The sequence below is a fragment of the Streptomyces sp. NPDC093568 genome, assembly GCF_044764945.1.
In the GTDB taxonomy this organism is placed as follows: Bacteria; Actinomycetota; Actinomycetes; order Streptomycetales; family Streptomycetaceae; genus Streptomyces.
In genome coordinates this window covers 446,944-472,712 of record NZ_JBIWJD010000007.1, presented here as the reverse complement: position 1 = coordinate 472,712, position 25,769 = coordinate 446,944, and the positions used below count along the sequence as shown (strand labels likewise).

General features: G+C 70.8%; 28 protein-coding genes. 18 read left to right on the top strand and 10 right to left on the bottom strand.

Translation table 11 applies throughout. The features are described 5' to 3' along the window. Positions 1-529 precede the first annotated feature (529 nt). On the bottom strand, positions 530-1,114 hold the full coding sequence (locus tag ACIRD7_RS28795) for a TetR/AcrR family transcriptional regulator (RefSeq protein ID WP_403458122.1): 585 nt from the start codon (positions 1,112-1,114) through the stop codon (positions 530-532). A 112-nt stretch (positions 1,115-1,226) separates the two neighbouring features. Here ACIRD7_RS28795 and ACIRD7_RS28790 point away from each other — a divergent pair, with 112 nt between their 5' ends. Next, on the top strand, positions 1,227-1,658 hold the full coding sequence (locus tag ACIRD7_RS28790; protein ID WP_403458121.1) for a 4-oxalocrotonate tautomerase family protein: 432 nt from the start codon (positions 1,227-1,229) through the stop codon (positions 1,656-1,658). 141 nt (positions 1,659-1,799) lie between these two features. Here the strand turns inward: ACIRD7_RS28790 and ACIRD7_RS28785 are convergent, their stop codons facing one another. Both ACIRD7_RS28785 and ACIRD7_RS28780 read right to left on the bottom strand, forming a co-directional pair. Beyond that, a complete protein-coding gene (locus tag ACIRD7_RS28785; RefSeq protein WP_403458120.1) occupies positions 1,800-2,522 on the bottom strand; it encodes a dienelactone hydrolase family protein in 723 nt (240 codons plus the stop codon). 180 nt (positions 2,523-2,702) lie between these two features. After that, positions 2,703-3,140, bottom strand: a complete 438-nt coding sequence (locus ACIRD7_RS28780) for a hypothetical protein (protein ID WP_003974483.1) — start codon at positions 3,138-3,140, stop codon at positions 2,703-2,705. Positions 3,141-3,745: 605 nt separating this feature from the next. On the opposite strand from ACIRD7_RS28780, the gene hemL reads away from it, so the two are divergent. From hemL to ACIRD7_RS28740, 8 genes are all read left to right on the top strand, one after another. Beyond that, positions 3,746-5,080 carry a glutamate-1-semialdehyde 2,1-aminomutase gene (gene hemL, locus ACIRD7_RS28775; protein WP_403458118.1) on the top strand — a complete coding sequence of 445 codons (1,335 nt, stop codon included), beginning with the start codon at positions 3,746-3,748 and terminating at the stop codon, positions 5,078-5,080. Continuing rightward, complete coding sequence (locus ACIRD7_RS28770) at positions 5,077-5,790, top strand: histidine phosphatase family protein (RefSeq protein WP_403458116.1); 714 nt, start codon at positions 5,077-5,079, stop codon at positions 5,788-5,790. Before hemL ends, ACIRD7_RS28770 begins: the two co-directional genes overlap by 4 nt. Positions 5,791-5,900: 110 nt before the next feature. Continuing rightward, positions 5,901-7,226 carry a hypothetical protein gene (locus ACIRD7_RS28765; protein WP_403458114.1) on the top strand — a complete coding sequence of 442 codons (1,326 nt, stop codon included), beginning with the start codon at positions 5,901-5,903 and terminating at the stop codon, positions 7,224-7,226. A gap of 66 nt (positions 7,227-7,292) precedes the next feature. Continuing rightward, positions 7,293-7,898 (top strand): TlpA family protein disulfide reductase, encoded by a 606-nt coding sequence (locus ACIRD7_RS28760; protein WP_403458112.1) that lies wholly within the window; start codon positions 7,293-7,295, stop codon positions 7,896-7,898. A gap of 1 nt (position 7,899) precedes the next feature. After that, on the top strand, positions 7,900-8,673 hold the full coding sequence (locus ACIRD7_RS28755; RefSeq protein WP_403458110.1) for a cytochrome c biogenesis CcdA family protein: 774 nt from the start codon (positions 7,900-7,902) through the stop codon (positions 8,671-8,673). Between the two features lie 3 nt (positions 8,674-8,676). Beyond that, positions 8,677-10,407 carry a cytochrome c biogenesis protein ResB gene (locus tag ACIRD7_RS28750; RefSeq protein WP_403458107.1) on the top strand — a complete coding sequence of 577 codons (1,731 nt, stop codon included), beginning with the start codon at positions 8,677-8,679 and terminating at the stop codon, positions 10,405-10,407. Next, on the top strand, positions 10,404-11,504 hold the full coding sequence (gene ccsB / locus ACIRD7_RS28745; protein WP_403458104.1) for a c-type cytochrome biogenesis protein CcsB: 1,101 nt from the start codon (positions 10,404-10,406) through the stop codon (positions 11,502-11,504). The genes ACIRD7_RS28750 and ccsB overlap by 4 nt, the downstream gene beginning before the upstream one ends. 62 nt (positions 11,505-11,566) lie before the next feature. Beyond that, positions 11,567-11,986, top strand: a complete 420-nt coding sequence (locus tag ACIRD7_RS28740) for a hypothetical protein (protein WP_403458102.1) — start codon at positions 11,567-11,569, stop codon at positions 11,984-11,986. Here the strand turns inward: ACIRD7_RS28740 and ACIRD7_RS28735 are convergent. The 4 genes from ACIRD7_RS28735 to ACIRD7_RS28720 form a co-directional block, all read right to left on the bottom strand. Continuing rightward, positions 11,983-13,374, bottom strand: coding sequence for a condensation domain-containing protein (locus tag ACIRD7_RS28735; RefSeq protein WP_403458100.1), 1,392 nt, complete (start codon positions 13,372-13,374; stop codon positions 11,983-11,985). The genes ACIRD7_RS28740 and ACIRD7_RS28735 overlap by 4 nt on opposite strands. Before the next feature lie 82 nt (positions 13,375-13,456). Then, positions 13,457-14,434: an isopenicillin N synthase family dioxygenase gene (locus ACIRD7_RS28730; RefSeq protein ID WP_403458098.1), complete on the bottom strand. Its 978-nt coding sequence runs from the start codon at positions 14,432-14,434 to the stop codon at positions 13,457-13,459. Beyond that, positions 14,427-14,876, bottom strand: a complete 450-nt coding sequence (locus ACIRD7_RS28725) for a nucleoside deaminase (RefSeq protein WP_403458097.1) — start codon at positions 14,874-14,876, stop codon at positions 14,427-14,429. Before ACIRD7_RS28725 ends, ACIRD7_RS28730 begins: the two co-directional genes overlap by 8 nt. Before the next feature lie 235 nt (positions 14,877-15,111). Continuing rightward, a complete protein-coding gene (locus ACIRD7_RS28720; RefSeq protein WP_403458096.1) occupies positions 15,112-15,432 on the bottom strand; it encodes a PLD nuclease N-terminal domain-containing protein in 321 nt (106 codons plus the stop codon). Between the two features lie 88 nt (positions 15,433-15,520). Between ACIRD7_RS28720 and ACIRD7_RS28715 the strand changes: the two genes are divergently transcribed. After that, positions 15,521-16,978 (top strand): menaquinone biosynthesis decarboxylase, encoded by a 1,458-nt coding sequence (locus ACIRD7_RS28715; protein WP_403458095.1) that lies wholly within the window; start codon positions 15,521-15,523, stop codon positions 16,976-16,978. Beyond that, the gene (gene mqnP, locus ACIRD7_RS28710; protein WP_403458094.1) at positions 16,975-17,877 is read left to right on the top strand and encodes a menaquinone biosynthesis prenyltransferase MqnP; all 903 of its coding nucleotides are present in this window, start codon (positions 16,975-16,977) and stop codon (positions 17,875-17,877) included. The genes ACIRD7_RS28715 and mqnP overlap by 4 nt, the downstream gene beginning before the upstream one ends. A 53-nt stretch (positions 17,878-17,930) precedes the next feature. Here the strand turns inward: mqnP and ACIRD7_RS28705 are convergent, their stop codons facing one another. Then, entirely contained in the window at positions 17,931-18,485 is a 555-nt protein-coding gene (locus tag ACIRD7_RS28705; protein WP_403458220.1) for a rhomboid family intramembrane serine protease, read from the bottom strand. A 200-nt stretch (positions 18,486-18,685) separates the two neighbouring features. Here ACIRD7_RS28705 and ACIRD7_RS28700 point away from each other — a divergent pair, with 200 nt between their 5' ends. From ACIRD7_RS28700 to ACIRD7_RS28670, 7 genes are all read left to right on the top strand, one after another. Further along, complete coding sequence (locus ACIRD7_RS28700) at positions 18,686-19,369, top strand: UbiX family flavin prenyltransferase (protein WP_403458092.1); 684 nt, start codon at positions 18,686-18,688, stop codon at positions 19,367-19,369. Between the two features lie 109 nt (positions 19,370-19,478). Further along, positions 19,479-19,940, top strand: coding sequence for an Lrp/AsnC family transcriptional regulator (locus ACIRD7_RS28695; protein WP_403458091.1), 462 nt, complete (start codon positions 19,479-19,481; stop codon positions 19,938-19,940). Positions 19,941-20,015: 75 nt separating this feature from the next. Beyond that, a complete protein-coding gene (gene mqnE, locus ACIRD7_RS28690; protein ID WP_403458090.1) occupies positions 20,016-21,179 on the top strand; it encodes an aminofutalosine synthase MqnE in 1,164 nt (387 codons plus the stop codon). Between the two features lie 53 nt (positions 21,180-21,232). Beyond that, the gene (locus tag ACIRD7_RS28685) at positions 21,233-21,892 is read left to right on the top strand and encodes a UdgX family uracil-DNA binding protein (RefSeq protein ID WP_403458089.1); all 660 of its coding nucleotides are present in this window, start codon (positions 21,233-21,235) and stop codon (positions 21,890-21,892) included. Between the two features lie 16 nt (positions 21,893-21,908). Beyond that, positions 21,909-22,433, top strand: coding sequence for a GNAT family N-acetyltransferase (locus tag ACIRD7_RS28680; RefSeq protein ID WP_403458087.1), 525 nt, complete (start codon positions 21,909-21,911; stop codon positions 22,431-22,433). An 88-nt stretch (positions 22,434-22,521) separates the two neighbouring features. Continuing rightward, positions 22,522-22,821, top strand: a complete 300-nt coding sequence (locus tag ACIRD7_RS28675; protein WP_403458086.1) for a DUF4229 domain-containing protein — start codon at positions 22,522-22,524, stop codon at positions 22,819-22,821. 79 nt (positions 22,822-22,900) lie between these two features. Then, a complete protein-coding gene (locus ACIRD7_RS28670; protein ID WP_403458085.1) occupies positions 22,901-23,563 on the top strand; it encodes a TetR/AcrR family transcriptional regulator in 663 nt (220 codons plus the stop codon). Here ACIRD7_RS28670 and ACIRD7_RS28665 read toward each other — a convergent pair. Together ACIRD7_RS28665 and ACIRD7_RS28660 are read right to left on the bottom strand one after the other, a co-directional pair. Then, positions 23,545-24,387, bottom strand: coding sequence for a MaoC family dehydratase (locus ACIRD7_RS28665; RefSeq protein WP_403458084.1), 843 nt, complete (start codon positions 24,385-24,387; stop codon positions 23,545-23,547). The genes ACIRD7_RS28670 and ACIRD7_RS28665 overlap by 19 nt on opposite strands. Next, entirely contained in the window at positions 24,387-25,688 is a 1,302-nt protein-coding gene (locus tag ACIRD7_RS28660) for a 3-oxoacyl-ACP reductase (RefSeq protein WP_403458083.1), read from the bottom strand. Before ACIRD7_RS28660 ends, ACIRD7_RS28665 begins: the two co-directional genes overlap by 1 nt. Positions 25,689-25,769 lie beyond the last annotated feature (81 nt).

The following is a 25,769-nucleotide window of genomic DNA, read 5'->3' as shown; positions in this document are numbered from 1 at the left end:
ACCCGGGGTGAGGGTCGACCGCGCGGTGTCTGCCGCGGCATCGGACGGCCGGCCGGGTGCGCCGCCTCGGGGGACGGCCGGCGGTCCGGGTGTAGCGCCGTGGGGGGGCGTCCGGCGGTCCTGGGCAGCGCCTCGGAGGATGTCCGGCGGTCCTGGGCAGCGCCTCGGAGGATGTCCGGCCGTCTGGGGTAGCGCCGCGGGGGGGCGGCCGTCTGGGGTAGCGCCGCGGGGGCGCTTGGCGGTCCGGGGCAGTGCCTCGGGGGACGCCCGGCGGTCCGGGTGTAGCGCCTCGGAGGATGTCCGGCGGTCCGGGTGTAGCGCCTCGGAGGATGTCCGGCTTCCGGAGTAGCGCCGCCGGGGGGCGGCCGTCTGGGGTAGCGCCGCGGGGGCGCCTGGCGGTCCGGGGCAGCGCCGCGGAGGATGCCTGGCCGTCCGGGTGCACCGCCTCGGAGGACGCCCGGCCGTCCGGATGCACCGCCTCGGAGGACGCCCGGACAGCTGGCGGGTGCACCGCCTCGAAGGCCCCCGGTCAGTCCTTGATCGCCGCGCCGAGCAGCGCCTGGAGTTGCTCGGCGGTCCGGTCCAGGGGCTCGGTGCTGCGCTTGGCGCGGCACATGGCCACGGTCCCCTCGACCGCCGCGACGACGAGCGTCGCGAGCTGTGCGGCCTGCTCGGGCTCGGCGCCGTGCGCGCGCAGCGAACCGGCGAGCAGCCCCTCCCACTCCTCGAACACCTCGGCGGCCGCCAGCAGCGCGGCCGGCGCCTCGTCGGCGGGCGGCTCCTCGATGGAGACGGCGAGCACGGGGCACCCGGCCCGGAAGTCCGTGTCGACGACGACCTTGCGCCACAGCCCGAGGAAGGCGCGCAGCCCGGCGACCGGCCCGGCGTCGAGTTCCTCGCGCAGGCTCCGGGCGACCCATGCGCCCGTGTAGCGCACCGCCTCGGTCGCCAGCTGCTGCTTGCCGTCCGGGAAGTAGTGGTACGTCGAGCCGAGCGGCGCCCTGGCGTGCTTGGCCGTCTCACGGATGCTCGTCGCGTTCAGGCCACGCCGGCTGATCATGTCGGCGGCGCCGGCCACGATCCGCTCCCGGGCCGTCGGACTGGGCTTGCTCACGTACGCGTTCCCTTCTGACCCACTGGCTATAACAGCCGTCATAGTCTAGCGTGACGGCTGTCTATAACGACTGTCATAGACCGCTTGGCAAGCCGAGGAGAGGTGTGTGCCCATGCCGATGATCCGGCTCACGGCCCCGGCCGGTGCCCTGACCGACCGGGGCCGGGAAAGCGTCCAACGGGACCTCGCCGCCGTACTGCTGCGGTGGGAGGGCGCCCCGGACACGGCGTTCTTCCGCGCCCAGGCCTGGAGTTACCTCGTGGAACTGCCGGCCGGCGCCCAGCTCACCGCCGAGGACGACACCCCGCGCTTCCTGGTGGAGGTCACCGTTCCGCAGGGCGCGCTGTCCGAGCGGCGCAAAGCGGGCCTGGTCGAGGAGGCGACGCGGACCGTCCTGTCCGCCGCCGGACTCGCCGCCGAAGAGGCACTGCGGGTATGGGTGCTGGTGCACGAACAGCCCGACGGCACCTGGGGCGCGGGCGGCTCCGTCATCCGCCACGCCGATCTGGTGGCCCTGGCGAAGGGACAGCGGGCCGATGCGTGAACTCACCTGCGTAGAGGCGTCTGAAGCCGGTGCTCGTCCGGGCGGACGCCTGACGGCCCGCCCGGCGAAGGGAGCTGAGGCGCAGGGGGCAGCGGAGCACTGATGAGGGCGGGCGGAGCCGAAAGCCCCGCCCGCCCGGTCTCACCTCAGGTGCCGCCCGAAGAACCGCCCCCCGTCCTCCACCTCGAACCACGGGGTGCCGGTGTGCCCGCCCGGGTTGGCGTGCAGCGTCTTCTCCTTGCTGCCGAAGGCGTCGAACAGGTCCAGGGCCCGCTGCCGGGGGTTCCCCTCGTCGTCCCACTGCAGCAGGAACAGCAGCGGAACGGTGACCTGCCGGGCCTCCTCGCGCTGGGCGCGCGGCACGTATCCCCCGGCGAAGAAGCCGGCGGCGGCGATGCGCGGCTCGGCCACCGCCAGCCGAATACCGAGGGCGGTCCACCCGGAGTAGCCGACCGGGCCGCCGACCCCGGGCAGCGCGAGCAGGGCGTCCAGGGTGGTCCGCCACTCCGGGACCGCCTTTTCGACCAGCGGGCCGACGAGGGACTCGAAGATCTCGTCGACCGGCTCGCCGGCCCGCATCGCCCGGCGAAGTTCGGCGCGGGTCTGCTCGTCGGCGGCGGAACGGGGCCGGTCACCGCACCCGGGGGCGTCGATGGCGGCCACCGCGTAGCCGTACGCCGCGGTCTGCCGGGCCCGGGCCACCAGCCGGGGCTGCGCCTTGGGCAGGCCGTTGTTGTGGGCCATCAGGATCAGCGGGGCCGGTGCGGCGGATCCGGGCGTCCACAGGGTGCCGGGGATCTCGCCGAGGGTGAATTCGCGCTCGAGGACGCCGTCGTCGAGCCGCTGTTCGGAAGTGAAGTGCATGGTCGTGCCTTTCGGGAGTGCGCGTGAACGGCGCTCCCGGACGACCTATCGCCCGACCGTGACCCCGGAGGGAAGCACCCATGTCGATACGTTCACGGGTACCACCTCCTCATTCCCTGGCACGGCCACCGGCAACGTAGCAGCGGCCGGCGCGGCCCACCAACGGGTTTTCGCGGAGGCTCAGGGCCACACCAGGCAGTACGGCTGATGCCCCGCCTCGTGGAGACGGTGGCTGAAGTCCTGCCACTCATGCAGCAGTTGATACACGTTGAACGCGTCCCGGGGCCCACCCCGGTCCGGCACCGTGGACCAGATGAAGGCGGCCGCTCCGACGGCTTCCTCCCCTATGCCCCGCAGCGGGTCCACCACCGTCATCGGGAGCTTGACCACCGCGTAGTCGGGGTGCAGGACGACCAGCTCCAGCGGCGGCACCTTGTGCAGGGGGACGCCTTCGATACCCGTCAGGACCATCGCGGCCATGGTCTCCGGCTTGATCTTGGTGAACATGCCGTTCATGCCGAGCTCGTCGCCGCCCAGCTCCTCGGGGCGCATCGAGATCGGGACGCGGGCCGCGGTGGCGCCGTCGGGCGCGCCGAAGTACTTGTACGTCACCCCCACCCGACCACCATTCCTGCTCCCCGCCCTCAGACGGTCGACCTGGCGGTCGATCCGCCGGTCGATCGGCTCGTGTTCACTCGGCACACCGGGTCCACCCGAAACATCTGGCATACCTGGTACAACGTGTCCCTGACGGGCTTCGTTCGAATCCTCCGCGTCGCGTCGGTGCTTTCCCCGCCGGGCACGTCGAGGACCCAGGTCATCAGTCCCCTCGCCCAGTCCGCCACCGCGATGCATATCTCCACCCGACTGCTTTTCTAGGACGCGCAGGCCCCGCCGCGCAACCCGATCATCGTGTCAGTGACCTCCCCCACGGCCGCCCGCCGAAACGTGGGGTGAAACACCTGTCCGCGGGATCTTCTCAGTCCCCGATCACCACGCCCCGCATGAGCTGTGTGTATCACGTCCAGTCTCGCAGATTCACAGAGAGGTGACGGCAGGTGAAGGGAGGGGCGGCGGGGGTGGAGGAGGACGGGGCGAGCGCCGCCCGCGCCGGTAGCGCCCCGCTGCCGTCACCGCCCCCTGGCCTACCCTGAGGAGGTCACTGGCAACCGGAGTCCGAGATCATCGGAGTAGGTCAGAGAAGGTCGGAGTAGTCGCAGGTCATGAGCGAAGCGCCCTCTTCAGGAACGCCCTATCCATACGATGCGCCTGCCTCGCAGGCTCTGTTCGACCGTGCGGCCGCCGTCACGCCGGGCGGCGTGAACTCCCCGGTGCGCGCCTTCCGTGCCGTGGGCGGTACACCCCGGTTCATGGTGTCCGGCACCGGCCCGTACCTGACCGACGCCGACGGGCGCGAGTACGTCGACCTGGTCTGTTCCTGGGGGCCCATGATCCTCGGGCACTCCCACCCGGACGTGATCGCCGCCGTCCAGGACGCCGTCCTGCGCGGTACGTCCTTCGGCACGCCCGGCGAGGGCGAGGTCGCGCTCGCGGAGGAGATGGTCGACCGGATCGAGCCGCTGGAGCAGGTGCGGCTGGTCTCCAGCGGCACCGAGGCCACGATGTCCGCCATCCGGCTCGCCCGCGGGTTCACCCAGCGGTCCAAGGTGATCAAGTTCGCCGGGTGTTACCACGGACACGTCGACTCGCTGCTCGCCGCGGCCGGCTCGGGCGTGGCCACCTTCGCACTCCCCGACACCCCCGGTGTCACGGGCGCCCAGGCCGGCGACACGATCGTCCTGCCGTACAACGACCTCGAGTCCGTGCACGAGGCCTTCCACCGCTACCCCGGCGAGATCGCCTGCGTCATCACCGAGGCCTCGCCGGGCAACATGGGCGTCGTCCCGCCGCTGCCCGGCTTCAACGAGGGGCTGAAGGACGCCTGCCGCAAGAACGGCGCCCTCTACATCTCCGACGAGGTCATGACCGGCTTCCGGACCTCGCGCGCCGGCTGGTACGGCATCGACGGGGTCAAGCCCGACCTCATGACCTTCGGCAAGGTCATGGGCGGCGGCTTCCCCGCCGCCGCCTTCGGTGGCCGTGCCGATGTCATGGCCCACCTCGCGCCCGCCGGGCCCGTGTACCAGGCGGGCACCCTCTCCGGGAACCCGATCGCCACCGCCGCGGGCCTCGCCCAGCTGCGGCTCCTCGACGAGGCCGCGTACGTCAAGGTCGACGCCGTGTCGGAGACCGTGCAGTCCCTCGTCACCGAGGCGCTCACCAAGGAGGGCGTCGCGCACCGGCTGCAGAACGCCTCCAACATGTTCTCGGTGTTCTTCACCGACCGTGAGGTCCGCAACTACGAGGACGCCAAGCGCCAGGAGTCCTTCCGCTTCACCGCCTTCTTCCACTCGATGCTGGCCCAGGGCGTCTATCTGCCGCCCTCCTCCTTCGAGTCCTGGTTCGTGTCCACGGCCCACGACGAGCAGGCCGTCCAGCGCATCGCCGACGCCCTCCCGGCGGCGGCCCGAGCGGCAGCGGAGGCCACGGCGGCATGAGCGACACCCCCATGACCAACGACAGCCCCACCAGCGACAGCGACATCACCGTCGTCCACCTCATGCGGCACGGCGAGGTCGCCAACCCGGACGGGATCCTCTACGGCCGTCTCGCGGGCTACCACCTGTCCGAGCTCGGGCGGCAGATGGCCGACCGGGTTGCCGAGCACCTCTCCTCCCGTGACGTCACCCACGTCTGCGCCTCCCCGCTGGAGCGCGCACAGGAGACCGCCACGCCGATCGCCAAGGCGCACGGGCTCGACCTCGCGACCGACGCGCGGCTCATCGAGGCCGACAACGTCTTCCAGGGCAAGACCTTCGGCGTGGGCGACGGGGCCCTGAAGAAGCCGGAGAACTGGAAGCACCTCGTCAACCCGTTCAAGCCGTCCTGGGGCGAGCCCTACGTCGACCAGGTCATCCGGATGATGGGCGCACTGAGCGCCGCGAAGGACGCCGCGCGCGGGCACGAGGCCGTGCTGGTCAGCCATCAGCTGCCGATCTGGATCGTGCGCTCCTACGTCGAGAAGCGGCGGCTGTGGCACGACCCGCGCAAGCGGCAGTGCACGCTCGCGTCCCTGACGAGCTTCACCTTCCAGGGCGACAAGATCGTGTCCGTGGGCTACAGCGAGCCCGCCATCGATCTCGTGCCCGCCCATCTGCGGGCCGGCGCCAAGCCGGTACAGGGGAAGGACAAGGCCTTCGGCGCCTAAGACACGTTTGTGACATTTGTTGCGGATCCTCCGTGATTCGGAGGAACCTCCCCGTTCGTCGTGCCCTCTGACTGGGTGACCACCAGCGAAGCACGACGGACGGGGCAGCAATGCGCAACTTCAGCCGAAGGGGAGCCATCGGAGTCGGCGCCGGGGCGGCCGCCGCCCTGGGTCTCGCGGGGTGCGGCACGCTCACGCCCTCAGACGGGCCGGACCGCCCTTCGGGTTCCAAGGGTGACGCGGACAACCAGCCCGGCGCCCAGGCCAACCGCGCCCGCCCCATAGGTGACGGCTCCACCTCGTACACCGGCAAGCAGCCGAACCAGCCCGGCAAGCCCGTGCCGCTGGAGCCGGGTCAGGAGCCGCCCCAGTTCGTGATCTTCTCCTGGGACGGTGCCGGCGAGGTCGGCAACGGCCTCTTCCCGCGCTTCCTCGACCTCGCCAAGGAGCACGAGGCGCACATGACCTTCTTCCTCTCCGGGCTGTATCTGCTGCCCGAGAGCAAGAAGCGGCTCTACGACCCGCCGAACAACCCGCGCGGCGCCTCCGACATCGGCTACCTCACCGACGACCACATCAAGCAGACGCTGAAGGGCGTGCGCCGCGCCTGGCTCGAAGGCCATGAGATAGGCACCCACTTCAACGGCCACTTCTGCGGCGGCACCGGCACCGTCGGCAACTGGACGCCGAAGCAGTGGCGCAGCGAGATAGAGCAGGCCAAGTCCTTCGTGAAGGAGTGGCGGACGAACTCCGGGTGGACCGATCTGCCCTCGCTGCCCTTCGACTACGACAAGGAACTCGTCGGCGGCCGCACGCCCTGCCTCCTCGGCCAGGACAACCTGCTGCCCACCGCCCGCGAGCTGGGCTGGCGCTACGACGCCTCCTCGCCCGGCGGCCGTCAGGTGTGGCCGCGGAAGAAGCAGGGGCTGTGGGATCTGCCGTTGCAGCAGATACCTTTCCCCGGACGTTCGTTCGAGGTCCTCTCCATGGACTACAACATGCTCGCCAACCAGTCGGTCAACTCCACGAACGCCCCCAGCCACAACTACCCGGGCTGGCGCGAGCAGTCGGCCCAGGCGTACATCCAGGGCTTCAAGCGGGCATATGAGACAAACCGGGCACCTTTCTTCATAGGCAACCACTTCGAGCAGTGGAACGGCGGCATCTACATGGACGCCGTCGAGGAGGCCCTCAAGCACATCGCGCGGGAGAAGGAGAAGGGCGCCGACATTCGCCTCGTCTCCTTCCGGCAGTACGTGGACTGGATGGACGTGCAGAAGCCGGAAGTTCTGGACAAGTTGCGCACTCTGGACGTCGGGCAGGCGCCCGCCGGCGGCTGGAACACCTTCATGAAGGACGGGTCCACCGGCTCCTCCACGGGCTCTTCCACCGGCTCCTCCGGCGGCACCTCCGAGGGCACCCAAAACGCCGCCTGAAATGCGGGTTTACGTCCGGGAGGGGGGTGCGCAAGATCCCCGATACGGACATGCGAAACTTTTCACATGAGTGCCGCCCGTCGCGCCCGCAGCCGTACCGCCCTGCTCGCCGTCAGTAGCGCCGCAGCCGCGTCGCTGGCCCTGTCCGCGTGCAGTTCGGGCGGTACGTCCGGTGGCGGCGGCGACACCAACTTCGTCACCGGCGACAACGGCGTCGACACCGTCGCCCAGGGCAAGCGCGCCGCCGCGCCGAAGCTGTCCGGCGAGACCATCGACGGCAAGCAGCTCAGCACCGGCGACTACAAGGGCAAGGTCCTCGTCATCAACGTCTGGGGATCGTGGTGCCCGCCCTGCCGGGCCGAGGCGAAGAACTTCCAGACCGTCTACGACGACGTCAAGGGCCAGGGTGTCGAGTTCGTCGGCATCAACACCCGCGACACCAGCACCACCCCCGCGAAGGCGTTCGAGAAGGAGTTCGGGGTCACGTACCCGAGCCTGTACGACCCCACGGGCAAGCAGATGCTCCGCTTCAAGAAGGGCACGCTCAATCCGCAGGCCATCCCCTCCACGCTCGTCATCGACCGGGAGGGCAGGATCGCGGCGCGAGCGCTGATGCCGCTCAGCGAGGACACGCTGCGGAGCATGCTCAAGCCCGTGCTCGCGGAGAAGTGACGTGAGCGCACTGTCCACGCTCGCCGAGGGCGCGACCTACAACGGCACCGTCATGCACGGCGCCCTGCTGCTCGCGCTGCCGATCGCCGTACTCGGCGGCCTCGTCTCCTTCTTCTCCCCGTGCGTCCTGCCGCTCGTCCCCGGCTATCTGTCGTACGTCACCGGAGTGAGCGGAACCGACCTGGCGGAGACCCGGCGCTGGCGCATGGTCGCCGGTGCCTCTCTCTTCGTGCTCGGCTTCACCGTCGTGTTCGTCTCCGGCGGGGCCCTGTTCGGCTACTGGGGCTCGACCCTCCAGGAGAACAAGGACCTCCTGACGAAGATCCTCGGCGTCCTGATGATCCTGATGGGCGTCTTCTTCATGGGCCTGATGCCCTGGCTGACCCAGCGGGAGTTCCGCTTCCACACCAAGCCCGCCACCGGACTCGCCGGCGCCCCGCTGCTCGGCGCCTTCTTCGGCATCGGCTGGACGCCGTGCATCGGCCCGACCCTGTCGTCCGTGCAGACCCTCGCCATCAACGAGGCCAGCGCCGGGCGCGGCGCCATACTGACCGTCGCCTACTGCCTCGGCCTCGGCATCCCCTTCATCGTCACTGCCGTAGCCTTCCGCAAGGCCCTCGGTGCCTTCGCCTGGGTCAAGCGTCACTACGTCTGGGTCATGCGCATCGGCGGCGTCATGATGATCGCGACCGGTGTACTGCTGCTGACCGGCGCCTGGGACCGCATCGTGCAGGAGATGCAGGTCTGGTCCAACGGCTTCACTGTGGGGATCTGATCGATGAGCAACACGACCGACAAGGCCACCCCGGCCACCCCCGAGGGCCAGGACCAGGACCTGGGCGCCGCCGGCTCCCAGCTCTCCACCGCCCCCGCCGAGGACGCGCCGGGCCTGCCCTCCCTCGGCGTCATCGGCTGGGCCCGCTGGTTCTGGCGGCAGCTCACCTCGATGCGGGTCGCGCTGCTCCTGCTCCTGCTGCTGTCGCTCGGCGCGATCCCCGGCTCGCTCATCCCGCAGACCGGCATCGACGAGACCAAGGTCGCGCAGTTCCGCAAGACGCACGAGACGCTCGCGCCGGTCTACGACAAGCTCGGCCTCTTCAACGTCTACAGCTCGGTGTGGTTCTCCGCGATCTACATCCTGCTGTTCATCTCCCTCATCGGCTGCATCATCCCGCGCACCTGGCAGTTCGTCGGCCAGCTGCGCGGCCGCCCGCCGGGCGCCCCGAGGCGCCTGACCCGGCTGCCCGCCTACACCACCTGGCGCACCGAGGCCGAGCCCGAGCAGGTCCGCGAGGCCGCGCTGGCGCTGCTGAAGAAGCGCCGCTTCCGCGCGCACCTGTCCGGTGACGCCGTCGCCGCCGAGAAGGGCTATCTGCGAGAGGTCGGCAACCTCGCCTTCCACATCGCGCTGATCGTGATGCTGATCGCCTTCGCCTGGGGCCAGCTGTTCAAGTCCGAGGGCAACAAGCTGATCGTCGAGGGCGACGGCTTCTCCAACACCCTCACCCAGTACGACGACTTCAAGTCCGGCAGCCTCTTCACCCAGGACGACCTCGATCCCTTCAGCTTCACCCTGAAGAACTTCAAGGGCACCTACGAGGCGACCGGACCCAACCGCGGCACCCCGCGCACCTACGAGTCCGACCTCACCTACAGCGCGGGCGCCGACGGCGAGGAGAAGAACACCACCGTCAAGGTCAACGAGCCGCTGGAGATCGGCGGCTCGAAGGTCTACCTCGTCAGCCACGGCTACGCCCCCGTGATCACTATCCGCGACGGCAAGGGCAACGAGGTCTTCCACGACGCGGTGCCCCTCCTTCCGCTCGACGGCAATGTCACCTCCACCGGTGCGATCAAGGTGATGGACGGCTACCGCGACGCCAAGGGCGAGCGGGAGCAGCTCGGCTTCCAGGCCTTCTTCCTGCCCACCTACGTCAAGGGCAACGAACTGTCCTCGGAGTTCCCGGCGCTGCTGAATCCGGTGCTCAACCTGGAGGCGTACCACGGTGATCTCGGTGTCGACTCGGGCATCCCGCAGAGCGTCTACCAGCTGAACAAGAAGAACCTGAAGGGCTTCAAGGACGCCAAGGGCGCGCAGCTCAGGGAGAACCTGAAGCCCGGCGAGACCATGAAGCTCCCGAACGGCGCCGGCACGGTCACCTTCGAGAAGGGGATCAAGGAGTGGGCCGGCTTCCAGGTCGCCCGCCAGCCCGGCAGCGGCTGGGCGCTCGCCGGTGCCCTCGCCGCGATCTTCGGCCTCGCCGGCTCCCTGTTCATCCAGCGCCGCCGCGTCTGGGTGCGCGCCACCGCCGGTGCCGACGGTGTCACGGTCGTCGAGATGGCCGGCCTCGGCCGCAGCGAGTCCGCCAAGGTGCCCGAGGAACTCGGCGACCTCGCCGGGATCCTGTACGAGCAGGCGCCGGGCGCCCCCGACGCCGACGACGACCCCGCAGATTCCGAAGCCTCCCCCGACCCCCAAGTCGTACCCGCTGAAGGGGCTGAGAAGTGACTCTCGCCGCCGCAACAGATCTGGCCGCCGCCACCAACGAGAACCTCGCTAGCATCAGCAACACGCTGATCTACTCGTCGATGGCCGTCTACACCCTGGCCTTCTTCGCGTACATCGCCGAGTGGCTCCTCGGCAGCCGCAGCAAGGTCGGCCGCACCGCCGCCGCGCTCACCCCGGCGAAGGCCGGCAAGGCCGCCGCGCCTGCCGTCACCGTGAACAAGGGCGGCTCCACCGCCGTACTGGAGCGGCCGAAGGTCGTCGTGCGGGCCACCTCCGGGCAGCGTGACGTGCCGGACGGGCCCGGGGCGCACGGGGGCGACGAGCAGGGCGACCTCTACGGGCGTATCGCCATCTCCCTCACCGTGCTCGCCTTCCTCGTCGAGTTCGGCGGTGTGCTCACGCGGGCCCTGTCGGTGCAGCGGGCGCCGTGGGGCAACATGTACGAGTTCAACATCACCTTCTCCACGGTCGCCGTCGGTGTGTACCTCGCGCTGCTGGCGCTGAAGAAGAACGTGCGCTGGCTCGGGCTGTTCCTGATCACCACGGTCCTCCTCGATCTCGGTCTCGCCGTCACTGTCTTGTACACCGCCAGCGACCAGTTGGTTCCCGCCCTTCACTCGTACTGGCTGTACATCCACGTCTCCACCGCGATCTTCTGCGGTGCGGTGTTCTACGTCGGCGCCGTCTCCACGCTGCTGTATCTCTTCAAGGACTCCTACGAGAACAAGCTGGCGGGCGGCGGCGCCCCGGGCCGCTTCGCGAACTCCGTCCTGGACCGGCTGCCCGCCGCGGCCTCCCTGGACAAGTTCTCCTACCGCGTCAACGCCGCCGTCTTCCCGCTGTGGACGTTCACGATCATCGCGGGCGCCATCTGGGCGGGCGACGCCTGGGGCCGGTACTGGGGCTGGGACCCCAAGGAGACCTGGTCCTTCATCACCTGGATCGCCTACGCCTGCTACCTGCACGCCCGCGCCACCGCCGGCTGGAAGGGCCGCAAGGCCGCCTACCTGGCGCTCATCGCCTTCGGCTGCTGGCTGTTCAACTACTACGGCGTGAACATCTTCGTCTCCGGCAAGCACTCGTACGCCGGGGTGTGACCCGCACCAGGTCAGCGCACCCAAGGGGTGCGTATCGCCCCCGCCGGGGTCAGGCTGGTGTCATGACCGGTTCCATAGAACAGGGCATCAGCCAGACCCACGGGAACACGCACATCCTGCACTTCCTGGTACGGCTCCCGCGGCCGATGGCGGCGGTCTGGCCGTACCTCGCCACGCCGGAGGGCCTCTCGTCCTGGTGCGCCGAGGCCGACGTCCTCGAACCCCGCCTGGGCGGCACGGTCGACCTGAAGGAACTGGGCGGCGGGCGGATCACTGCCTGGGACGTGGACCGGGTCGCCGAGTACTCGGTGGCGGGCGGCCGCATCCGCTTCCATCTGGAGCGGGACGGCGACGACGGCTGCGCGCTGCGGTTCACCCACGAGTTCCAGGGCGAGGCGGAGACGGAGCAGCGCTGGCGGACCCGCTTCGAGAGGCTGATCGAGGCGCTGGAGAACGGCTCGCGGCAGCCGCCGCCGGGCTAGCCGGCCGTGGAGGCGATGACGTCCCGCAGCCGCTCCACGTACAGCCGCATGTTCTTCTGCGCGACGTCGGTGTCCGGATAGCGGCCGGCGAACCACAGGCCCTCGTGCAGCCGGGTGACCCAGGCGCACACCTGGTCGCCGTACGACACCCTGATGAGCCCGTACGCCTTCTGCTCGGCCCAGCGTCCGGAGCCGGCGACGCCCCGGGCGTCGACGTAGGAGACGATCGAGTACAGGTCGGGTGAGGTGGGGCGGAAGTCGGTGCCGAGCAGCCGCAGCACGCGGGCGAGCGGCATGCGGGCCAGGTGGCGGCTCGCGTGCAGCGCGGCGCGTACCGTGCGCAGGGCGCTGGGAAGGTCGTACGCCTGTTCCGCGGGGATCTCGATGGGCGCCCCGCCGACGTACCAGCCCACGGAGTCGGACCAGCGGGACTTCACCCGGGTGTGGAACGGCACGACCGTGCGGTAGACGGGCTCGCCGCCGATCTCGTGGACGATGAGCGCGGTGGCCGCGAGCACACCGACCGAACTGCCGCCGTAGGGACGGCAGTACGCCTCGAACGCGGCGGCGGTGTCCGGGTCGGTGAGCCGCTCGCGCAGGAGCTCCTGGGTGGGCAGCCCGGCGGCCGGATCCAGGCCGAGGTCGACGGGGAAGTTCGGCAGCCGGCCGTCGCAGCGGCGGATGAACTCCCGCCAGCGGGCGACGATCTCGTGGCTGTCGTCGATCCGGTCGGCGTCCGTCCGCTCGATCTCGCAGAAGTCGACGTAGCTGCCGGCCCGCGCCGGCCCGGGCAGATCGCCCGTGCGGCGGGCCGCGTAGAGCTCGTGGATCTCGGCGGGGATGCGGTGCAGGGAGTGGGCGTCGACGTTGCTGTGGTCGAAGGCCATGTACACGCTGGTGGAGTCGTCGCGGACGACGGCCGTGTAGATGAGGTTGGGCCAGCGCAGCGCGTCCGCCGTGGCGTCGAAGCGGTCCTGGAGGTGCCGCACGAGGGCGGCCGGGTCGGTGAAGTCGCCCACGTCCGTGCGGTGCAGGGACACGGCTTCGGCGTCGAGTGTGAACCGGCGCAGTTCGTCGCCGGCCTCGCCGGACCAGCGGAAGCCGCTGCGCAGCGTCTCGTGCCGGAGCGTCCAGTCGCGCAGCGCCTCCTCGAGCGCGTCGAGGTCGGCCCGGCCCGGCAGGTCGAAGGCGGTGCCGAGCCAGGTCGGCACGAACAGGCCGTCGTCGCGCACGGACCGGGCGGTCCTGATGTGCGACTCCTGGATGTACGCCGGCGGCCGGGAGTCCTCGGGCAGGTCTGCCGCCGCCGCGACGGTCTCCGGACTGAACGTCCATTCGACGAGTCGTCCGGGCCGGACCTCGCAGCGCTGGATGTCAGTCATTCGCACGGGCGGCTCCATTCGCGGCGGGGGACACACCCGAAAGGGTGGTATCCCGCCCAACGAGGCAACCCTTGCTCAGAAACGGCGATCAGCCGGATCGGTCGACCGTGATCGAGTCCAGCTGCCGGCGCAGATACACGTGCGAGTCGACCGGCGGGTGGGCCACCCTGCCCACCGGGGCGGGCACCGACTCCACGATCGTGCCGGGCGTGCACTCCCCGAAGTAGACGAGCGACATCAGCTCCTCGGCGGGCGCGTCCGCGGGCGGCGGCAGTACGCGGTGGCGCCCCGACCGCCACCGGTCGCCGGTCCAGCGGGCCATCAGGTCGCCGATGTTGATGGTGAGGGCCGCCGGGTCGAACGGCGCGTCCTCCCAGCCGCCCGCGTCGGTGTAGACCTGCAGCCCGCCCTTGCCCTCCTGCCGGTCGAGGATCGTCACGGTGCCGAAGTCGGTGTGCGGGCCGATGCGGAACTGGCCGGGTTCCGGCTCACCGAGCACCTCCCGGCCCGGATACCAGTTGATGTTGAAGCCGTACGTCGGGTGGTCCATGTGCCGGGAGAAGAAGTCGGTTTCGAGGCCGAGGGCCTCGCCGAGCAGGCGCAGCAGCCGGTTCTCCAGCTCGCCCATCCGCGCGAGGTACTCCTCGACCAGCGGCCGCAGTTCGGGCACCTCGCCGGGCCAGACGTTCGGCGCGTACCACTCGGCGTTGACCACCGGGTCCTCGAAGGGCTCGTGCGTCGCGAAGGACAGCGACTCCTTCAGGTCCGGCGGGGTCTCGGTGCCCTCCGAGTAGCCGTTGGCCTCCGCGCCCGGCCCGAGCCAGCCGCGTCCGCCGACCTTCACCTCGTACGCCTGCTTGGCCTCGGTGGGGAGGGTGAAGAAGGCGCGGGCGGCGGCGCGGATGCGCACGCGCAGGTCCGGGTCCACACCGTGCCCGGTGACCAGCAGGAACCCGGCGGTCTGGAGGGCCTCGTCGACGGTACGGGCGAGGGCGGCGCGGGTCTCGGCGTCGCCGCTGAGCCAGGGGCGGAGATCGATGGTGGGGATGCGGGGGTGGTCAGTCACCGATGTCCTCGTTCCACAGGTCGGGGTGGTGCCGGGTGAAGTCGCGCATCAGCTCGATGCACTCGGGATCGTCGAGCAGCACGATCCGCACGCCGTGCTCGGCCAGCCAGTCGTGCCCGCCGTGGAAGGTGACCGCCTCGCCGATCACCACGCGTGAGATGCCGAACTGCCGGACCAGGCCGGAGCAGTACCAGCACGGGGAGAGCGTGGTCACCATGGTCGTGCCGCGGTAGGACCGCTGCCGGCCCGCCGCCCGGAACGCGGCCGTCTCCGCGTGCATGGAGGGGTCCCCGTCCTGCACCCGGCGGTTGTGGCCGCGCCCGAGCAGCTTTCCGTCGGCCCCGTACAGCGCGGCACCGATCGGAATCCCGCCTTCGGCGAGCCCGGCGCGGGCCTCCGCGAGAGCGGTGGCGAGCCACCCGCGTGCCTCTGACAGATCCATGCCCTCACTCTCCTGTGGCACGGGGGGCCGGGGCAACGGCGGGAAGACGCGAGTCGGCTCGCCGCCGGAGCGCGCCCCGGCTCCGGCGGCCGACGTGCGTCAGGCCGGCTCCGAAACACCGCGGCCGGTGCGACGGTCGACGATCCTCGGGCGGCGGCGCTGGTCCCAGTAGCGGCTCAGGTTGGGCTCCAACGGTCCGTCGCGAGCCGCGAGTTCGCGCTCGACCAGGGTCCGGTCAGGGCTCGTCCCGCTTGCCCCGGTCGTCCTTCTTGTCGTCGTCCTCGTCCAGGGACTTCAGGAACTCGGGGTTGTCGTCGGGCGCGACCCACTGCCGGCGCGGGCGGTCGCGTACGCCGGACCAGCCGTCGGCGGCCGGGCTGCGCTTCTTGCCGGCGATCAGCCAGGAGATCGAGCCGACCAGGGGGAAGACCAGGACGAGGATCGCCCACAGCGGCTTGGGCATGTGGCGGATGTCGTCGTCTTTCGTGCTGATGCAGTCGATGAACGCGTACACGCTCAGCGCCAGTGGCACGAGGAACATCAGCACCCGGAGCATGGGCCCTCTCCAGCGAAACGGTCGTCGGGGCCGGGGGCACGGCCCCCGGGTTCAGGGCCAGGGTAGCCGCTCGGGGATACTTGACCCCATGGCTTACGACGATCTTCGTTCCCTGCTCAGGGCGCTGGAGCGCGAAGGCGACCTCAAGCGCGTCAAGGCAGAGGTCGATCCGTATCTGGAGGTCGGGGAGATCGTCGACCGCGTCCAGAAGTCGGGCGGACCCGCACTGCTCTTCGAGAACGTGAAGGGGTCGTCGATGCCCCTCGCGATGAATGTCTTCGGGACGGACCGCAGACTGCTCAAGGCGCTGGGGCTCAAGTCCTACGGCGACATCTCCCACAAGATCGGCGGGCTGCTCAAGCCCGAACTGCCGCACGGCTTCGTCGGCGTCCGCGAGGCCTTCGGCAAGCTCGGCGCGATGACGCACGTCCCGCCGAAGAAGGTGAAGTCCGGGGACGCGCCGGTGCAGGAGGTCGTGCTGCACGGCGACGAGGTCGACCTGGAGCGGTTGCCGGCCCTGTTCACCTGGCCCAAGGACGGCGGCTCCTTCTTCAACCTGGGGCTCACGCACACCAAGGACCCGGAGTCCGGCGTGCGGAACCTGGGGCTGTACCGCCTTCAGCGTCACGACAAGCGCACCATCGGCATGCACTGGCAGATCCACAAGGACAGCCGGAACCACTACCAGGTGGCGGCGCGCAGAGGGGAGCGGCTGCCGGTCGCGATCGCCTTCGGGTGCCCGCCCGCCGTGACGTACGCCTCCACCGCGCCGCTGCCCGGGGACATCGACGAGTACCTGTTCGCGGGCTTCGTCGCCGGCAAGCGGATCGAGATGGTCGACTGCAAGACCGTCCCGCTCCAGGTGCCGGCGCAGGCGGAGGTCGTGCTGGAGGGATGGCTGGAGCCCGGCGAGATGCTGCCGGAGGGTCCCTTCGGCGACCACACCGGCTTCTACACCCCGCAGGAGCCCTTCCCCGCGCTCACGATCGACTGCGTGACGATGCGCCGCCGACCCCTGCTCCAGTCGATCGTCGTAGGCCGGCCTCCGACGGAGGACGGACCCCTCGGCCGTGCGACGGAACGCTTCTTCCTCCCCCTGCTGAAGATCATCGTCCCGGACATCGTGGACTACCACCTGCCGGAGGCCGGCGGTTTCCACAACTGCGCGATCGTCTCGATCGACAAGAAGTACCCCAAGCACGCCCAGAAGACGATGCACGCGATCTGGGGCGCCCACATGATGTCGCTGACCAAGCTGATCGTGGTCGTCGACTCCGACTGCGATGTGCACGATCTGCACGAGGTCGCCTGGCGGGCGCTCGGCAACACGGACTACGCCCGTGACCTCACCGTCGTCGAAGGTCCCGTCGATCATCTCGACCACGCCTCCTACCAGCAGTTCTGGGGCGGCAAGGCCGGGATCGACGCGACGAAGAAGTGGCCCGAGGAGGGCTACACGCGCGACGGCGGCTGGCCCGACATGGTGGAGTCCGACCCGCAGACGGCGGCGAAGGTCGACCGCCGCTGGAAGGAGTACGGCCTGTGAGCAGCGCCTCCGCCGCGATTCCGCAGCCAGGACGCACGAAGGCGTTCCTGCGTCTCGTCATGATCGAGCACTCGGTGTTCGCGCTGCCGTTCGCGTACATCGCCGCGCTCACCGCGATGTTCCAGTGGGACAAGAACATCCACTGGGGCCGGCTGCTGCTGGTCACCGTCTGCATGGTGGGCCTGCGGACCTTCGCGATGGCCGTGAACCGGATCATCGACCGTGAGATCGACGCCCGCAATCCACGCACCGCGCACCGCGAGCTGGTGACGGGCGCGATGTCGGTACGGCACGCCTGGACGGGCGCCCTGATCGCGCTGGTGATCTTCCTGGGCTCGGCCGCCCTGCTGAACCCCCTGTGCCTGGCCCTCGCCCCCATCGCGGTGATCCCGATGGTGGTCTACCCCTACGGCAAGCGGTTCACGAACTTCCCCCAGGCCATCCTCGGCCTCGCGCAGGCGATGGGCCCGGTCGGCGGCTGGCTGGCCGTCACCGGCACCTGGTCCTGGGACGCGGTGATCCTCGGCCTCGCCGTCGGCATCTGGATCGGCGGCTTCGACCTGATCTACGCCTGCCAGGACGTCGAGACCGACCGGGAGATCGGCGTCATGTCGGTCCCGGCCCGCTTCGGCATCCCGGCGGCGATCTGGGGAGCGCGGGTCTGCCACACCGTCACCACGGCCCTGTTCGTCTGGTACGCCCTCGTCACCGACGCGGGCGCCTTCTTCTGGCTGGGCCTGCTGATCGTGGCCGGCGCGTTCCTGTACGAGCACTCGATCGTCCGCCCCCATGACCTGTCCCGCGTGAACCGGGCGTTCTTCAGCGTCAACGGGTTCATCGGGATCGCCCTGTTCGTGTGCGCGCTGATGGATCTCGTGGTCCGGGGGCTGACCGTCTGACCACGGTGCGGCCGGTGAGCCGACCGTCCGCGCCGCCGGTCTCCCGGTGGCCCCTAAAGCCCGCCCCCGGCCCTGAGCGAGGGCCCGTCCGCCCGGCGCCGCAGCAGGAACGCCGCCGCGACCCCCGCCACCAGCCCCACCAGGTGCCCCTGCCAGCTGACGCCGGACTGGGTCGGGGCGAGGCCCGCCAGGATCGAGGTGCCCCAGATCGCGGCCACCAGGACGCCGGCCAGGATGCCGAGGGGGCGGCGCTCCACGAAGCCCGTGACCAGGAGGTAGCCGAAGAGGCCGAAGATCAGGCCGGAGGCGCCCGCGGTGTTGGTGCCGGAGGGGGATATCAGCCAGACGCCCAGGCCGTCGGCGACGACGATCAGGGCGCAGACGGCGGCGAACCGGCGGATGCCGCCGAGGGCCGCCAGGAACCCCAGGACCAGCAACGGCACGGTGTTCGCGGCGACATGGGCGAAGCCGAAGTGGATGAAGGCGGCCGGCACGACGTCCACCAGCTCGGACGGCTCACGCGGGACGACGCCGAAGCCGTCCAGCGCATGCCCGCTGATCACGTCGGCCACTTCCAGCAGCCACAGCAGCGCCACCCAGCCCAGCATCAGCTTGGCCGCCGTCAGCGCGCGCTCACCGCGCGACCACTCGCGCCGCGCACCCGCACCCCAGGCGCGCGATCCGCCCGATGTGCCCCACGCACCCGATGTACCCGCCACGGCAACCCCCGCCCGACTTCGTCCCCCCTGAGAACGCCCGGCCCCCCTTGGTCGGTTCCCACCCCGCTGCGCCGGATAGGCTCGGAGATGTGAACCCAGTCAAGCCAGGAGAGACGGCGCGTACGCCTTGGATCGTAGGGGTGTCCGGCGCTTCCGGCACCCCATACGCGGCCGCCGTGCTGCGCGCGCTTCTCGCCGCCGGGGAGAGTGTCGACCTGGTCGTCAGCCGGGCGTCACGGCTCACCCTGCTCGACGAGACGGGGATCTCCTTCCGGGACGCCCACTGGCAGGACGACCTGCGGGAGTGGCTCGCGCGCGGCGCCGACGGCAAGCCCGGCGCCTTCGACGCGGACATCGCCGGAGTCCGGTACTGGCACGCCGGGGACCTCGCCGCCGGGCCGTCCTCGGGGTCGTACGCCACGAAGGGCATGCTGATCGTGCCCGCCTCCACCGCCTGCGTCGCCGGCGTCGCGCTGGGCCTGTCCAAGGACCTGCTGCAGCGCACGGCGAGCGTCACCCTGAAGGAAGGCCGGCGGCTCGTCGTCGCCGTACGGGAGACGCCGCTGAACGGGCAGACGCTGCGGCACCTGGTGACACTGGACGACGCGGGCGCGAGCGTCGTACCCGCCTCGCCCGCCTTCTACGCCGGCGCCACGCACATCCAGGACCTGGTGGACTTCGTCGCCGGCCGCGTCCTCGACGCGGCGGGTGTCGAGCACCGGCTCTACCGCCGCTGGAAGGGCGAACTGGGCGGCGGCGCCCGCCCCACCTGACCGGCACGCCACCGCATCACGCGGTACCAGCAGCACTCAGCACTTCAGGCAGCACCCCAAGCATCAGTTCAGGACACGCAGACCTCTTCAGCGGAAGGCTTTCAATCGCATGGACGCGGTGGACAGGCAGCTCATCCAGGCCCTGAGGGAGAACGGCCGGGCCTCCTACGCGGAGCTGGGACGCCTCGTCGGCCTGTCGGGACCCAGCGTCACCGACCGCATCAACCGGCTGGAGGCGGCCGGCGTCATCACCGGCTACCGCGCCACCGTGGACTCCGCCTCGCTCGGACTCGGCGTCACCGCGCTGATCGGCATCTCGCTCTCCGACGCCACCGACCACGAGGACGTGGCGAGCCGGCTGCGGGACCTCGGCGAGATCGAGGACTGCTGGTTCATCGCGGGCGACGACTCGTACATGCTCAAGGTGCGGGCGACGGACGTGGACGGCCTGGAGAAGATCATCCGGCGGCTCAGCGGGACGACGGGCGTGTCCCGGACCCGTACCACCATCGTTCTCTCCACGAAGTGGGAGAACCGGGTGGGCGAACTGCCGGAGGAGGCGGGCGCGTAGCGCCGTACGGGGGTCCCTCCGTCCGAAGGGTGGCGGAGTACGGTTGACGAAGTCTGTCGAGGAGAGGGTGTACGCATGGACGTCGGGCTCAAGCGCGAGCTGGAGGAGAAGGTCCGCTCCGGTGAGCGGCTGACCCGTGAGGACGGCATCGCGCTGTACGAGTCAAACGACCTGGCGTGGCTCGGCGGCCTCGCCCACGAGGTGCGCACGCGCAAGAACGGCGACGTCGTGCACTTCAACGTCAACCGGCACCTCAACATGACCAACGTGTGCACGGCGTCCTGCGCCTACTGCTCCTTCCAGCGCAAGCCGGGCGAGAAGGACGCGTACACGATGCGCATCGAGGAGGCGGTGAAGCTCGCCAAGGCGATGGAGAGCGACAACCTCACCGAGCTGCACATCGTCAACGGCCTGCACCCGAACCTCCCGTGGCGCTACTACCCCCGGTCGCTGCGGGAGCTGAAGGCCGCCCTGCCGAACGTCTCGCTGAAGGCCTTCACGGCGACGGAGATCCACCACTTCGAGACCATCAGCGGTCTGTCCGCCTCCGAGATCCTCGACGAGCTCATCGACGCCGGTCTGGAGTCGCTGACCGGCGGCGGCGCCGAGATCTTCGACTGGGAGGTCCGGCAGCACATCGTGGACCACCGCACCCACTGGGAGGACTGGTCCCGCATCCACCGCCTGGCGCACGAGAAGGGTCTGAAGACCCCGAGCACCATGCTGTACGGCCACATCGAGGAGCCGCGGCACCGGGTGGACCACGTCCTGCGCCTGCGCGAGCTGCAGGACGAGACGAACGGCTTCCAGGTCTTCATCCCGCTGCGCTACCAGCACGACTTCGTCGACATGAAGGACGGCAGGGTACGCAACCGGCTCCAGGCGCGGACGCAGATGGCGACCGGCGCCGAGGCCCTGAAGACCTTCGCGGTCTCGCGTCTGCTCTTCGACAACGTCCCGCACGTCAAGGTCTTCTGGGTCATGCACGGCGTGCAGACCGCGCAGCTGGCGCTCCAGCACGGCGCCGACGACATGGACGGCTCGGTCGTCGAGTACAAGATCACCCACGACGCGGACAACTTCGGCACGCCGAACAAGCTCACCCGTGAGGATCTGCTGGACCTGATCCGGGACGCCGGGTTCCGGCCGGTGGAGCGGAACACGCGGTACGAGGTGATCCGGGAGTACGACGGTCCGGACCCGGCCCGCCGGGAGTCCCCGCAGCCCATGCGGGTGTGAGGTCGGGCCCCCTGGGCCGGGACGATCCCGGCCCTCAGGGGTACCCGTACGCCATGGTGACCACGAAGACGCCCGAGGACGCCTACACCGCCGAGCCCTTCCTCCCGGACCGCGGCGGTCTCCCGGCCCTGCGGCGCGCCGCCGCCGACTGCCGGGGCTGCCCGCTGCACCGGGACGCCACGCAGACCGTCTTCGGCGCCGGGGACAGGAACGCCCGGGTCATGCTCGTCGGCGAGCAGCCCGGCGACCAGGAGGACCGGCAGGGCAGGCCCTTCGTCGGGCCCGCCGGGAAGCTGCTCGACCGGGCCCTCGAGGAGGCCGGCCTGGACCCGGCGGAGGCGTATGTCACCAACGCCGTCAAGCACTTCAAGTTCACCCGGGACGAGCCCCGAAAGCGCCGGATCCACCGGGCACCCTCGCTGCGGGAGATGACGGCGTGCGGTCCCTGGCTGGCCGCCGAACTGGCCGTCGTGCGGCCGGAGCTGATCGTGCTGCTGGGCGCGAGCGCGGGCAAGGCGCTGCTGGGGTCGTCGTTCCGGGTCGGCGAGGCCCGGGGGGCGCTGCTGGAGCGCGAGATCCACGGCCGGCCGGAGAAGCTGGTGGCGACCGTGCATCCGTCGTCCGTTCTGCGCGCGCGGGACGACGACGAGCGCAAGGCGGCGTACGACGGTCTGGTCTCCGATCTGAAGGTGGCGGCACGCGCCCTGTCGTAATAGATACGATGACGCCGTGCCTCTTACCTTCACGCTCGACCCCGCCGTCACCCCGGCCCTCCGTGACGGCATCCTCGACCTGTGGACCGATGTCTCCAACGCGGGCGGAGCCGTCGGCTTCGTGCCGCCGGTGACGCCGGAGGAGATCCGGCCGGAGCTGGTGCGGCAGTTCGCCGGGATGGCCGACGGCAGCAGGCGGCTGCTCGTCGGGCACGACGAGGAGGGGCGGGTCGCCGCGACCGCCTTCCTCACCTTCAACACGCACCGGCTGATGAAGCACTGGATCTGGCTGTACACGGTGATGGTCCACCCCCGCCACCAGGGCAAGGGCTACGGCCGCGACCTGCTGGCGGCCGCCGAGCACCGGGCCCGCGGCTTCGCCGGCATCGACGCGATCCGGCTCACCTGCCGCGGCGGCCTCGGCCTGGAGCGCTTCTACGGCTCCTGCGGCTACAAGGAGGTCGGCCGGATCCCGGACGCCATCCGGGTCGCGCCGGGCGACGACCGCGACGACGTGATCATGCTGCTCCCGCTCGAGTGAGTGCCGTGGCGCACCCCCCTGCAAGATCGGGGTCCCGCCGTGCTTCACTGGACAGTGGCCCTTTTTGGAATCGGAAGAGTGGATTGAGATGCTCCGCTACACACTGATGCGCCTCGGAATCTTCGCGGGCTGCCTCGTGGTCGTCTGGGGCCTTGTCTACTCCGGCCTCGCCCCGCGCGGCCTCGGCGACTCCAACGGCATGTGGATCATCCTGCTCGCCCTGTTGATCTCGGCCCCGATCAGCTTCGTCGTCCTGCGCAAGGAACGCGACCGCGCCTCCGTCGGCATCGTCCAGCGCGTCGACCGGATGAAGGCCAACCTGGACGCCAACCGCAGCCAGGAGGACGTGGCCGACGACACCGCCCGGGCGCAGGGCCAGACCTCCTAGGCCGTACGACGCCCGCGGCCCGGTTTCCCGTCCCGTCGAAGGAGAATGCTCCGCGCAACGGGTCGCCTACTCTTGCCCCATGGGTGCCGTGAAGACCAAGCGCATGCCACGGGCCGTCCGTGAGCAGCAGATGCTGGACGCCGCCGTGCGGACCTTCGGCCAGCGGGGATACATGGCGGCGTCGATGGACGAGATCGCGGAACTCGCGGGCGTGTCCAAGCCGTTGGTCTATCTGTACCTGAACTCGAAGGAAGACCTCTTCACGGCCTGCATACGCCGCGAGGCCGCCGCCCTGACCGCGGCCGTGCGGGAGGGCGTGCGGCGCGAGCTGCCCGCCGACCGCCAACTCTGGGAGGGACTGGGCGCGTTCTTCGCGCACACCTCGCGGAACCCGGACGGCTGGTCCGTGCTGCATCTGCAGGCCCGCACCCATGGCGAGCCGTTCGCGGCCGAGGTGGCGGCGATGCGTGCGGAGATCGTCGCGTTCGTGACGCAACTGATCCTCGCGGCGGCCCGGGAGGCCCATCGCGACCCGGACCTCCCCGAGAGCGAGGTCGCCGGGCTCGCCGAGGCCCTCGTGGGCGCCGCCGAGTCACTCGCCGCATGGGCGAATGCCACACCGGGCGTGACGGCGAGACAGGCGGCGGCGACCCTGATGAACTTCGCGTGGTCCGGCCTCGGCAACCTGATGGACGGCAGGCCCTGGAGCCCGCCGGAGGCCGCTCACGAGCTGAGCGGGTAGACCTCCCCGGCCACATGCAGCCGGTCCTCGGCGCCCCGCAGCTCGAACCGCCCGCCCTCGGCGGCGTACGTCACCGTCCCCGGCAGCAGCACCGGCGCCCGGAACTCCGCCGTCACCCGCGCCCGTTCGGGCACCCCGTGCGCGGCCAGGCAGCGGGCCACCGTCCACATCCCGTGCGCGATCGCACGCGGAAAGCCGAACAGGCGGGCGGTGAGCGGGTGGAGGTGGATGGGGTTGCGGTCACCGGAGGCCGCACCGTAACGGCGGCCGACGTCACCGGCGATGCGCCACTCGGCGACGTCGGGCAGCGGCTTGCGTACCTCCAGCGAGGGCTCGGGAGCCTGGTGCCGGGTGCGATGCCGGGCCAGATACGTGCTCCGCGACTCCCATACGACCTCGTCACCGGCCCGCATCTCGGTGACCACGGCGGCCTCCGTACCGCGCCGGTGCGGGGCCAGCCCGTCGACGCGCACGGAGAGTTCGTACGTCCCGGTGGCCGCCAACGCGCGATGCTGGGTGATGGTGATCGAGGTGTGGACGAGCCCGAGCAGCGGCAGCGGGAAATCCCGGCCGCTCATCAGCCGCATCGCCGGCGGGAATCCCAGCACATGCGGATACGTCACCGGCAGTGCGTCCGCGCCCGTGGGGAACCCGCACACCCTCTCGTACCCGGCCAGCCGCGCGAGGTCCACCCGCAGCCCGGGCAACACGAGCCGGGTGCGCGGGAACTCCGCGTCGGGGCCGGGCCGTTTGAAGGGTGACAGCAGGGCGCCCCGGGCGAGCAGCGGCACAAGGGAGGGAGTGGCGGTGAGGACGAGGTCCATCAGGCCCCCAGCAGGCTCTGGCCGCATACGCGTACGACCTGGCCGTTGACGGCCCCGGAGCCCGGGTCCGCGAGCCAGGCGGTCGTCTCGGCGACATCGGCCGGCAGCCCGCCCTGCGCCAGGGAGTTCATCCGCCGCCCCGCCTCCCGGATGAACAGCGGGATCGCCGCGGTCATCCTCGTCTCGATGAAGCCCGGCGCCACCGCGTTGACCGTCACCCCGTGCTCGGCGAGCGCGCGCGGCGCGAGGGCGCGGACCAGCCCGACGACGCCGGCCTTGCCGGCGCCGTAGTTCGTCTGCCCGGCGTTCCCCGCGAGACCCGCGATGGACGCCGTCGCCACGATCCGGCCGCCCCGCCTCATCCGGCCGCTCGCCAGGAGCGCGTCCGTCGTGCGCAGCACGCTCGCGAGATTGACGTCGAGCACCGAACTCCAGCGTTCGGCGGCCATGTTGACGAGCCGCCGGTCACGGGTGATCCCGGCGTTGTGGACGAGCACGTCCAGCCCGTCCGGCAGCGCCCGCGCGATCCGGGCACCCGTGTCGGGGGCGGTGATGTCGAGCGCGAGGGCGGTGCCGCCGAGCCGGTCGGCCACCCGCCGCGCGTCCTGCTCGGCCTGCGGTACGTCGAGGACGACGACCCGGGCGCCGTCCCTGGCCAGCGTCTCGGCGACCGCCTCGCCGATGCCGCGCGCGGCGCCGGTGACCAGGGCGGTGCGGCCGGCCAGCGGGCGGTCGGGGTCGTCGGGCGCGGCGTCCGTGCCCTGTGCCGGACCCACCTCGACGACCTGTCCGCTGACGTAGGCCGACTTGGGGGAGAGGAGGAATCGCAGGGTCGACCCGGCGGCGCGGGCGTCGGTGAGCCGGACCAGGTTCACCGTGCGACCGCGCCCGATCTCCTTGCCGAGGGAGCGCGTGAAGCCCTCCAGGGCCTGCTGGGCGGCCGCCTGGTGATGGTCGGCCGGGTCCAGGGGCGCGCCGAGGACGACGACGCGGCCGCTGTCCGCGACCGACCGCAGGACCGGGTGGAGGGCGGCGTGCACCTCGGCGAGCGTCTCGACGTCCCGGACCCCGGTGGCGTCCAGGAGGACGGCGGCGGGCCGCTCGGCGGAGTCGGTGAGGTCCAGGCCGGCGGCGGCGAGGTCGAGGTCCGACTTGCCGGCGGCGAGCAGGAGCCGGTCGCCGCCGAGCGTCGGCCGCTCGGGTGACCAGCGTTTCAGGGCCGCCGGCTGGGGCAACCCCAGGCGACGGGTGAGAAAGCGGCCGGGGCCCGTGCCGGTGAAGCTCAGATAGCGGTCGGCCATGTGCTACTCCCAGTGCGCGCCAGTACTGACTCCGGAGTAAGGTTACCCGAGGTAAGCCCAGCGTGGACGTGAGGAGTGGGT

What these genes read in the sequence shown, in the direction of transcription:
- ACIRD7_RS28790 (WP_403458121.1), top strand. Translation starts at nt 1,227, where the DNA reads ATGCCGATGATCCGGCTCACGGCCCCGGCCGGTGCCCTGACCGACCGG.
- ACIRD7_RS28785 (WP_403458120.1), bottom strand. Translation starts at nt 2,522, where the DNA reads ATGCACTTCACTTCCGAACAGCGGCTCGACGACGGCGTCCTCGAGCGC.
- hemL (WP_403458118.1), top strand. Translation starts at nt 3,746, where the DNA reads ATGAGCGAAGCGCCCTCTTCAGGAACGCCCTATCCATACGATGCGCCT.
- ACIRD7_RS28770 (WP_403458116.1), top strand. Translation starts at nt 5,077, where the DNA reads ATGAGCGACACCCCCATGACCAACGACAGCCCCACCAGCGACAGCGAC.
- ACIRD7_RS28765 (WP_403458114.1), top strand. Translation starts at nt 5,901, where the DNA reads ATGCGCAACTTCAGCCGAAGGGGAGCCATCGGAGTCGGCGCCGGGGCG.
- ACIRD7_RS28760 (WP_403458112.1), top strand. Translation starts at nt 7,293, where the DNA reads ATGAGTGCCGCCCGTCGCGCCCGCAGCCGTACCGCCCTGCTCGCCGTC.
- ACIRD7_RS28750 (WP_403458107.1), top strand. Translation starts at nt 8,677, where the DNA reads ATGAGCAACACGACCGACAAGGCCACCCCGGCCACCCCCGAGGGCCAG.
- ACIRD7_RS28740 (WP_403458102.1), top strand. Translation starts at nt 11,567, where the DNA reads ATGACCGGTTCCATAGAACAGGGCATCAGCCAGACCCACGGGAACACG.
- ACIRD7_RS28725 (WP_403458097.1), bottom strand. Translation starts at nt 14,876, where the DNA reads ATGGATCTGTCAGAGGCACGCGGGTGGCTCGCCACCGCTCTCGCGGAG.
- ACIRD7_RS28720 (WP_403458096.1), bottom strand. Translation starts at nt 15,432, where the DNA reads ATGCTCCGGGTGCTGATGTTCCTCGTGCCACTGGCGCTGAGCGTGTAC.
- ACIRD7_RS28715 (WP_403458095.1), top strand. Translation starts at nt 15,521, where the DNA reads ATGGCTTACGACGATCTTCGTTCCCTGCTCAGGGCGCTGGAGCGCGAA.
- ACIRD7_RS28705 (WP_403458220.1), bottom strand. Translation starts at nt 18,485, where the DNA reads ATGCTGGGCTGGGTGGCGCTGCTGTGGCTGCTGGAAGTGGCCGACGTG.
- ACIRD7_RS28695 (WP_403458091.1), top strand. Translation starts at nt 19,479, where the DNA reads ATGGACGCGGTGGACAGGCAGCTCATCCAGGCCCTGAGGGAGAACGGC.
- mqnE (WP_403458090.1), top strand. Translation starts at nt 20,016, where the DNA reads ATGGACGTCGGGCTCAAGCGCGAGCTGGAGGAGAAGGTCCGCTCCGGT.
- ACIRD7_RS28685 (WP_403458089.1), top strand. Translation starts at nt 21,233, where the DNA reads ATGGTGACCACGAAGACGCCCGAGGACGCCTACACCGCCGAGCCCTTC.
- ACIRD7_RS28675 (WP_403458086.1), top strand. Translation starts at nt 22,522, where the DNA reads ATGCTCCGCTACACACTGATGCGCCTCGGAATCTTCGCGGGCTGCCTC.
- ACIRD7_RS28670 (WP_403458085.1), top strand. Translation starts at nt 22,901, where the DNA reads ATGGGTGCCGTGAAGACCAAGCGCATGCCACGGGCCGTCCGTGAGCAG.
- ACIRD7_RS28665 (WP_403458084.1), bottom strand. Translation starts at nt 24,387, where the DNA reads ATGGACCTCGTCCTCACCGCCACTCCCTCCCTTGTGCCGCTGCTCGCC.
- ACIRD7_RS28660 (WP_403458083.1), bottom strand. Translation starts at nt 25,688, where the DNA reads ATGGCCGACCGCTATCTGAGCTTCACCGGCACGGGCCCCGGCCGCTTT.